General features: G+C 61.2%; 3 pseudogenes. 2 read left to right on the forward strand and 1 reads right to left on the reverse strand.

The features are described from left to right. Nucleotides 1-315: 315 nt before the first annotated feature. Nucleotides 316-717 (reverse strand): annotated as a pseudogene (locus AC07FD_RS36540) (IS5 family transposase); the annotation flags it as partial. Between AC07FD_RS36540 and AC07FD_RS36545 the strand changes: the two are divergent. Both AC07FD_RS36545 and AC07FD_RS36550 read left to right on the forward strand, forming a co-directional pair. Then, a pseudogene (locus AC07FD_RS36545) lies at nucleotides 700-1,420 on the forward strand (Mu transposase domain-containing protein); the annotation flags it as partial. The pseudogenes AC07FD_RS36540 and AC07FD_RS36545 overlap by 18 nt on opposite strands. Next, a pseudogene (locus AC07FD_RS36550) lies at nucleotides 1,353-1,996 on the forward strand (ATP-binding protein); the annotation flags it as partial. The pseudogenes AC07FD_RS36545 and AC07FD_RS36550, both read left to right, overlap by 68 nt. Nucleotides 1,997-2,026: the final 30 nt, after the last annotated feature.

Here is a 2,026-nt window from a genome sequence, read left to right on the forward strand (position 1 = left end):
CAGCGGGTTCCGGCTCGGCGACGACGACGGCGTCGGCGGCGCGCGCACCGGAAACAGCGATTAGAGCCGCAGCGGAGCTAAGGAGAAGGCTCTTGATGTTCATTTTCAAACTCCAGCTTCAAAGTGGGTGCGGTGAAACTACGGCCTCTGAAAAAGATAGTGACCACCCCTTTTCCAAGTGCGAGATTTACGCTCGCGCTTAGTCACCACAATCGAAATCGGCCGCAACGAAATCAGTCGAGACGACATTGCCCAAAGGATGTGACAAAAAAGGTACTATTTCGTTTCAACCCTAGGCCGCAGTAACGATTTTAACTATCTGAGCCAGATAGCGATAGCGGCGCGTTTAACGAAGAAGCCCATGAAGTTGGCCAGCAGCTTGTCGTAGCGGGTTGCGACACGGCGGAACTGCTTGAGCTTGTTGAAGAAGCGCTCGATGATGTTGCGCTCTTTGTAGAGAGTGTCGTAGGGACGTTGGACCTTGCGGTTGCGCTTCGGTGGGATGACGATTTCGGCCCCTGTTTCAGCGATCTTTTCGTGCAGGTGGTCGGCGTCATAGCCCTTGTCGGCGATCGTGGCACCAGCCTCGAAGCCATCGACGAGATCATGGGCAAAGGCGATGTCGTTGCGCTGTCCGGGGCTGGAGATCAGGCGAACCGGTAGCCCGAGCGCATCGCCGGCGGCATGGATCTTGGTGCTTACCCCGCCTCGAGACCGGAGCGCACGATCTGGAAAGTGTTTGAGGAAGAGCGCGGCAAATTGGTCGACTACCGCGGCCCCTTCGATGCATTCCACACGGTCCCCGCCTCGGTGTCGAAGACATGCACGGTGCGCTTCGACAACAACAAATATTCTGTCCCGTCGACGGCCGTCGGCCGCCCGGTGGTGATCCACGCCTATGCCGGCAAGATCATCATCCGCCAGGACGGCGTGGTCGTCGCCGAACTTGTCCGCTCGTTCGGGCGCGGCGAGACGATCTATAATGCCTGGCATTACGTCCCTGTGCTTGCCCGCAAGCCCGGAGCGCTGCGCAACGGCGCGCCGTTCCAGGACTAGGTTCTGCCGTCGGCCATGGAGCGGGTGCGGCGGAGATTGAAGGCGGCGCGTGACGGCGATCGGCAGATGGTGTCGATCCTGACCGCGGTGCTGACCGACGGCATCGATGCCGTGGAGGCTGCCTGCCAGGAAGCGCTCGACCAGAATGTCTGCTCCGCCGCCGTCATCATCAACATCCTGGCCCGGCGGCGCGATCCGGCGCCGGCCGTCACCATTCTCACTATGGACGCTCTTCGCCTGCAACACGAGCCGGTTGCCGACTGCGCCCGCTACGACAGCCTTAGGAAGGCAAGCTGATGGAACGCACGCAGGTTCTGGATCTGATGGGGACACTGAAGCTCTATGGGATGCGCGGCGCCTATGACGAGGTCATGGCGACAGGCATCATGCGCCAGCACGAGCCGCCGAGGATCGTTGGCGATCTGCTGTCGGCCGAGATCGCGGAGTAGCAGGCGCGCTCCATCAATTACCAGCTCACTGTCGCTAAGCTGCCGAACGCCAAGGACATCGATGAGTTCGACTTCGACGGCACGCCGGTCAACGAGGTGCTGGTCCGGGACCTTGCCAACGGCACCTTCGTCGCCGACCAGCGCAACGCCGTTCTCATCGGCGGCACCTGAACCGGCAAGTCGCATCTGGCAATCGCCCTTGCCCGGGCCCTGATCCGCGACGGAACGCGCGGTCGCTTCTTCAACGTCGTCGATCTCGTCAATCGGCTCGAGACCGAGCACCGCGGCGGCAAGCAGGGCCGTATCGTCGACTACCTCACCCGCTCGACTTCGTCGTGCTCGATGAACTCGGCTATCTCCAGTTCGCGCAAGCCGGCGGGCAATTGCTCTTCCACCTGATCAGCAGGCTCTACGAACGGACCTCGATCATCGTCACCACCAACCTGGCGTTCGGAGAATGGCCCGCCGTCTTCGGCGAACCGAAGTTGTCATGATGCCTCCTTCCTTGATCGCCTGTTGCG

This window comes from Mesorhizobium waitakense (genome assembly GCF_056431085.1).